We start from the raw sequence: 6,285 nt of genomic DNA, 5'->3' as shown, positions 1-6,285 counted from the left end.
GCAGCACGCTCAGCCGGCCAGCGCGGCGAGCTTGTGCGTGAGTTGCTCGTCGCTGTCGTGCCCCGCCTCGCCCCAGAACACGCTCAGCTCGCGCCGGCTGGCGGCGGGATGGTCGACGCACGCCAGCAGCACCCGCGCGAGGTCGCCGCGGGCGATCTGGTAGCGCATTTCGAGAGGCCAGTCGCGGGCGCTGATGTCGAGCACGTGCGCGCCGGTCGGCTTGTCGTTGAGGATTCCGGCCCGCGCGATGCACCAATCGAGGCCACTTTTCTTGAGGTACTCGCCCTTGTCGAGCGAGTGGTCGCGCAGCCCGGACTTCACCCGGTTGAGGATGCTCATGGCGGTGGAGGGCTGCGTGAGGCCAATGGTCGACAACAAGACCAGCCGGCCCTTGAAACCGCGCTGCTTGCAAGCTTCCACGGCGTTCACAAGGCCGCCGTACATGACGGCGCGAATCTTCTCGCGGCTTGCGAACATGCCACGCCCGGCGATGCCGCCAGTGATGTCCACCGTGAACACGATGCCGGCCCAGTCGGGGTCGATCGCCGAGACCAGGGTTTCGGGACGCGTCACGTCGCCGTAGACCACGCCCGCCTTGTCGCCGAACAGCTCGCGTCCCTTCTCGACGCTGCGCACTACCGCCACGGCTGGCCGGCCGGCCGCGATCAACTGGCGCATGGCCGCGAGACCCGTGCCGCGTGTGGCGCCAATGACGGCAATCGTGTCGCTCATGCCGAACCTCCTCGGTGGTGTTTGCGGCTGGATTTTATGCCCCAGTGGGCGCCCGACCGCCGCCCTTGACAGCCGTCAAGAGCCCGCGCCGGCGGCCTTCCACTATCCGCTCCGTGGCGCCGCATCGGTGCCCAGTGCCGCTGCCCGGCCGTCGTGGGTCGGGCGGCATCCCCACACCATGGAGGGTATCGCGTGAAAGACGTCACCAAGCTGATCCTCGAAGACGGGGCGGTGCAGGACCGCCGCATCTACTGGGATCAGGACATCTACGAGCAGGAGCTGGAGCAGATCTTCGCCCGCGCCTGGCTGTTTCTGGCGCACGAGTCGCAGATCCCGAACCCCGGCGACTTCATCACCACGCGCATGGCCGAGGACAACGTCATCGTTGCCCGGCAGCCGAACGGCCAGATCAAGGCGTTCATCAACTCCTGCCCGCACCGCGGCAACGTGGTGTGCCATGCCGACAGCGGCAACGCGCGCTCGTTCACCTGTGCCTACCACGGCTGGGCGTTTGGGCTGGATGGCGATCTTGTCACCGTGCCGCTGGAACACGACACCTACTACAACGCCATCGAGCGCCCGCGCTACGCGATGCATCCGGTGGCCAAGGTGGAAAGCTACAAGGGTCTCGTGTTCGGCACCTTCGACGCCGGTGCGCCGTCGCTGCGCGATTACCTCGGCGACATGGCCTGGTACATGGACAGCTTTCTCGACGTGCCGGGCGGCGTGGAGCTGCTCGGCCCGCCGATGAAATCGATCCTGAACTGCAACTGGAAAGTGCCGGTCGAGAACTTCATCGCCGACGGCTACCACGTCGGCTGGGCGCACGCGGCGGCGCTGAAGGCCATCGAGTCGCCCCTTTCGCCGCTGGCCGGCAACCAGGCCTACGACGTCGATACCGGCCTTCAGGTCACCACCCGCGGCGGGCACGGCTTCGGCGTCATCTGGGACGCGGCGGCGGCCATTCATCCGGACGGCGGCGCGTTTCGCGAATGGCTCGCGCAGCGCACGCCGATCATGCGCGAGCGCCTGGGCGAGTGGCGCTCACGCTTCTACAACGGCCACTGGGACGCCAGCATTTTCCCGAACTGCTCGTTCCTGTACGGCACCAACACCTGGAAGCTGTGGCTGCCGATGGGGCCGCACAACATCGAGGTGTGGACCTGGACGCTGGTCGAGAAGGACATGCCGGAAGCGCTCAAGCAGATGATGGTCGCCACCAACATGATGACCTTCGGCACCGCCGGCATGCTGGAGACCGACGACGGCGAGAACATGGAGCAGTGCACCGGCAGCAACCGCGGCTGGGTGACGCGCCGCGGCAAGCTGTACTCGGGCATGGGCCAGGTACGCGAAGGCGTGCACCCGGAACTGCCCGGCATCGTCGGCAAGGGCATCGTGTGCGAAACCTCGAACCGCGGCTTCTACCGCCGCTGGGCGGAACTCATGAGCGGCCGCAGCTGGGAAGAAATCGCCCGCGAGCCCCACTACGCCCCCAACCGACAGGTGGCCTGACATGAATGCACCGACACAAGCCCAGACCCCGGCCAATCCGCGCTACGTGGACCGCGACACGCTGTTCGAGGTGGAGCGTTTCCTGATCCGGGAAGCGCGCATGCTGGACGAAGAGCGCTTTCGCGAGTGGTGGCAGACGCAGCTCACCGACGACATCCACTACGTGATGCCGGTGCGCGAGGTGCGCATGCGCGCCGACAAGAAAACCATCGGCAGCAACCCCGGCGCGTTCGTGTTCAACGACAACCACATGATGCTCGACATGCGCATCCGGCGCCTGGAGACGGGCCTCGTGTGGATGGAAGACCCGCAAAACTACATCCGCCGCTTCGTCAGCAACGTGGACGCTGCCTTCGCGGACGTGGATGGCGAAGTGGACGTGTGGTCCAACTTCATCGTCTACCGCAACCGCCGCCAGCGGGACGAGACCGTGGTGTGGGGCACCAAGCAGTGCCGCCTGCGCCGGGTGGACGGCCAGTGGAAGCTGGCGCGGCGCACCGTGCTGGTGGACCAGCGCGTGGTGCTGGACAAGAACCTGTACTTCTTCCTGTAAAGCTCTGGACGGCGCGCCGCGAGGCGCGCGCGTCAGCCTTGTCGCCGACGGCGTGCCACGCTCGCCGTCGGCGTTTGTTTTTTGGCGGCTTGATCGGGCCGCATACTGCCCCCACCTGCCAGGCTCGACCGTGCATTACCTCGGGGGATTGTCATGCGCTACCTCATCGCCGCCGCCGCCGTGCTGGGCCTCACCGCCTGCACGCAGGAAACGCAGAACGAAATCGGCCGCGCCGTGCAGAACTGGACCGGCACCAACGGCGTGCTCGAGGTCTACGCCGGCCCGCAGCTCGTGCGGCGCTTCATCGAGATCGACAAGCTCAGCACCGCTACGGGCACCAAGGACGGACAGCCCCGGCCCTACCGCTTCGGCTATGGCGTGATGGACGAGAACCTCAACGGCCAGCGCGACCCCGGCGAGAAGAAGGTGTACTTCGAGGTGAGCGACTTCTCGACGCCGTATGTCTTCTACGAAAACCCCCGCTGACAGCGAATCAGTCGACGCGCGGTGGATGACGCGGGCCGTCGAGCTCGCGCGCGCCGCCGAGGCCGAGGGCGAGGTCCCCGTCGGCGCCGTGCTGGTGGCCGGCGACCGCGTGCTCGGCGAGGGCTACAACCGCCCGATCGGCGCGTGCGATCCGACTGCCCACGCCGAGATCGTGGCGCTGCGTGCTGCGGCCACGCAGGCGGCCAACTACCGCTTATCCGGCAGCACGCTGTACGTGACGCTGGAGCCGTGCGCCATGTGCGCCGGCGCCATCGTGCAGGCGCGCGTCGAGCGCGTGGTGTTTGGGGCGCGCGACCCGCGCGCCGGCGCCGCGGGGTCGGTATTCGACGTGTTCGGCGAGAAGCGCCTGAACCACCGACCGATGATCACCGAAGGGCTGCTCGCTGACGACTGTGGCGCGCTGCTGACGGACTTTTTCCGGCAGCGCCGCGCACGATGAACTGGGCCCGTTTCACTGAAACGTGTCGCAACTCTCCAGCCGTCCGCTGTCGTAACCCCGCCGGAACCACTCCATGCGCTGCTGTGCCGTGCCGTGCGTGAATGACTCCGGCCGCACCCTCCCCCCCGCCTGCTGCTGCAGGGTGTCGTCGCCAATCGCCGACGCCGCGTTGATGGCCTCATCGAGGTCGCCCATCTCGACAATCTGCCGCTCCCTGTCGGCGTGATGGCCCCAGATTCCGGCGTAGCAATCGGCCTGCAGCTCCAGGCGCACCGAGAGCTGGTTCGCATCCACCTGGGACAGGCGCTGCTGCGCCTCGCGTACCTTTCCGGACGTGCCGAGCAGGGTCTGCACGTGATGCCCCACCTCGTGCGCGATGACATACGCCTGCGCGAAGTCTCCCGGCGCACCGAGCTGATTTTTCATCTGCTCATAGAAACCGAGGTCGATGTAGAGCTTCTGGTCACCCGAGCAATAGAACGGCCCCATCGCCGCCTGCCCCAAACCGCAGGCCGAACGCACCGCGTCGCGGAACAGAACGAGCTTCGGCTCGACATAGGTACGGTTGCGCGCGGTGAACTGCTGGTGCCAGGTCTGTTCCGTGTCGGCGAGCACCACCGAGACGAAGTCGGCGAGTTCCTGATCCTGCGCCGAAAGCGCCCGGCCGGTTTGACCTTCGTTAGGCGGCGCAGACGTCACCTGAAATAAATCGATGCCCAGAAGCCTCGCACCGAAGTAGATCAGCGCGCCGAAGATTAAGACTATCCGGCCGATGCGCGTTCGAATCAGCAGCGGCAACACGCGCCCCAGCGCTGAGGAGCCGCCGAAGCCCCCCGGCGCGCGCTGCCCGCGCAAGTCCTCGACGTTGTCGCTGCGCCTGCCGCTTCGCCACCGCATGACTCGTCCTCGTGCCTGTCCCGGGCGCCGACCATAGCGCACTGCGCGCCCGGCAGGCCGGATCGCGCTTCCCTACAATAGCCGCCACCCCTACCCTGCCCAGCCGCCGCATGAACGCTGCCGACCGTCCGCCGCCGACCCATTTCATCCGCCAGATCGTCGAGCAGGACCTCGCCAGCGGCAAACACGCGCGGGTGGTGACCCGCTTTCCGCCGGAGCCGAACGGCTACCTGCACATCGGCCACGCCAAATCGATTTGCCTCAATTTCGGCCTTGCGCAGGACTTCGGCGGCGTCTGCCACCTGCGTTTCGACGACACCAACCCGGCCAAGGAAGACATCGAATACGTTGAAGCGATCGAGCGCGACGTGCGCTGGCTCGGCTTCGACTGGGGCGACAAGCTGTTCCACGCGTCGGACTACTTCGGCCAGTTGCACGACTACGCGGTGCAGCTGATCGAAGCCGGCAAGGCGTACGTGTGCAGCCTGAGTGCCGACGAGATGCGTGCCTACCGGGGCACGCTGACCGAGCCCGGCCGCGACAGCCCGCACCGCGCGCGCAGCGTGGGCGAGAACCTCGACCTGTTCGCCCGCATGCGGGCCGGCGAGTTCCCGGACGGCGCGCACGTGCTGCGGGCGAAGATCGACATGGCGTCGCCGAACCTCAACCTGCGCGACCCGGTGCTTTACCGCATCAAGCACGCGCCGCACCCGGTCACCGGCAACGCCTGGTGCATCTACCCCATGTACGACTACGCGCACTGCGTGTCGGACGCCATCGAGGGCATCACCCACTCGCTGTGCACGCTGGAGTTCGAGGACCATCGCGCGCTGTACGACTGGATACTCGACCAGCTACCGGTACCCTGCCACCCGCAGCAGATCGAGTTCTCGCGCCTGAACCTGTCGTACACGGTAATGAGCAAGCGCCGCCTGCACGAGCTGGTGGAAGGCGGCCACGTGGCCGGCTGGGACGACCCGCGCCTGCCGACGCTGTCCGGCATGCGCCGCCGCGGCGTGCCGCCGGCGGCGCTGCGCGACTTCTGCGCCCGCGTGGGCGTCACACGCAAGGAAAACGTCATCGACGTGGCGCAGCTCGAAACCTGCATCCGCGAGGCGCTGGAGCAGGACTCGCCGCGCGCGCTCGCGGTGCTGCGCCCGCTGAAAGTCACGATCGAGAACTACCCGGCGGGCGACACCGATTGGCTCGACGCGCCCAATCACCCGCAGCGGCCGGAGCTTGGCAGCCGGAAGCTGCCGTTCGGGCGCGAGCTGTACATCGAGCGCGACGACTTCATGCTGGAGCCGCCGAAGGACTTCCATCGCCTCGCGCCCGGTCGCGAGGTGCGGTTGCGATTCGCCTACTTCATCCGCTGCGAGCGCGTGGTGACCGACCCCGTCACCGGCGAGGTTGTCGAGCTCATCTGCAGCTACGACCCCGCCACGCGCGGCGGCAACGCGCCGGACGGCCGAAAGGTGAAGGGCACTATCCACTGGGCGGATGCGCGGCACGCGCTGCCCGCCGAGGTGCGCCTGTACGACCGCCTGTTTGCCGTGCCGGACCCGGCCGGCCACGACGACTACCTGTCGCTGCGGAACCCGGATTCGCTGGACGTTTTGCGCGATTGCCTGCTGGAGCCGTC

General features: G+C 67.5%; 7 protein-coding genes. 5 read left to right on the top strand and 2 right to left on the bottom strand.

Annotated elements, in window-relative coordinates; translation table 11 throughout:
- Positions 1–9: 9 nt before the first annotated feature.
- Positions 10–732 carry an NAD(P)H-binding protein gene (locus AB7F93_RS13880; protein WP_428303504.1) on the bottom strand — a complete coding sequence of 241 codons (723 nt, stop codon included), beginning with the start codon at positions 730–732 and terminating at the stop codon, positions 10–12.
- Between the two features lie 192 nt (positions 733–924).
- Between AB7F93_RS13880 and AB7F93_RS13875 the strand changes: the two genes are divergently transcribed.
- From AB7F93_RS13875 to tadA, 4 genes are all read left to right on the top strand, one after another.
- A complete protein-coding gene (locus AB7F93_RS13875) occupies positions 925–2,247 on the top strand; it encodes an aromatic ring-hydroxylating oxygenase subunit alpha (RefSeq protein ID WP_428303503.1) in 1,323 nt (440 codons plus the stop codon).
- Between the two features lies 1 nt (position 2,248).
- Positions 2,249–2,800 carry an aromatic-ring-hydroxylating dioxygenase subunit beta gene (locus AB7F93_RS13870; RefSeq protein ID WP_428303502.1) on the top strand — a complete coding sequence of 184 codons (552 nt, stop codon included), beginning with the start codon at positions 2,249–2,251 and terminating at the stop codon, positions 2,798–2,800.
- Positions 2,801–2,953: 153 nt separating this feature from the next.
- Positions 2,954–3,286, top strand: a complete 333-nt coding sequence (locus AB7F93_RS13865) for a hypothetical protein (RefSeq protein WP_428303501.1) — start codon at positions 2,954–2,956, stop codon at positions 3,284–3,286.
- On the top strand, positions 3,261–3,746 hold the full coding sequence (tadA, locus tag AB7F93_RS13860; protein ID WP_428303500.1) for a tRNA adenosine(34) deaminase TadA: 486 nt from the start codon (positions 3,261–3,263) through the stop codon (positions 3,744–3,746). Before AB7F93_RS13865 ends, tadA begins: the two co-directional genes overlap by 26 nt.
- Before the next feature lie 12 nt (positions 3,747–3,758).
- Here tadA and ypfJ read toward each other — a convergent pair whose 3' ends face one another.
- A complete protein-coding gene (gene ypfJ / locus AB7F93_RS13855; RefSeq protein ID WP_428303499.1) occupies positions 3,759–4,643 on the bottom strand; it encodes a KPN_02809 family neutral zinc metallopeptidase in 885 nt (294 codons plus the stop codon).
- A 110-nt stretch (positions 4,644–4,753) separates the two neighbouring features.
- Between ypfJ and AB7F93_RS13850 the strand changes: the two genes are divergently transcribed.
- A partial coding sequence (locus AB7F93_RS13850) for a glutamine--tRNA ligase/YqeY domain fusion protein (protein ID WP_428303498.1) occupies positions 4,754–6,285 on the top strand: 1,532 nt, incomplete at its 3' end.

This window comes from Immundisolibacter sp. (assembly GCF_050250495.1).
GTDB lineage: Bacteria > Pseudomonadota > Gammaproteobacteria > Immundisolibacterales > Immundisolibacteraceae > Immundisolibacter.
Note: the sequence above shows the minus strand (reverse complement) of the source record. Positions and strands in the feature narration are given on the sequence as shown.

Excerpts from the sequence above, each read along its gene's own strand:
- AB7F93_RS13880 (WP_428303504.1), bottom strand. The coding sequence starts at position 732 with ATGAGCGACACGATTGCCGTCATTGGCGCCACACGCGGCACGGGTCTC.
- AB7F93_RS13870 (WP_428303502.1), top strand. The coding sequence starts at position 2,249 with ATGAATGCACCGACACAAGCCCAGACCCCGGCCAATCCGCGCTACGTG.
- AB7F93_RS13865 (WP_428303501.1), top strand. The coding sequence starts at position 2,954 with ATGCGCTACCTCATCGCCGCCGCCGCCGTGCTGGGCCTCACCGCCTGC.
- tadA (WP_428303500.1), top strand. The coding sequence starts at position 3,261 with ATGTCTTCTACGAAAACCCCCGCTGACAGCGAATCAGTCGACGCGCGG.
- ypfJ (WP_428303499.1), bottom strand. The coding sequence starts at position 4,643 with ATGCGGTGGCGAAGCGGCAGGCGCAGCGACAACGTCGAGGACTTGCGC.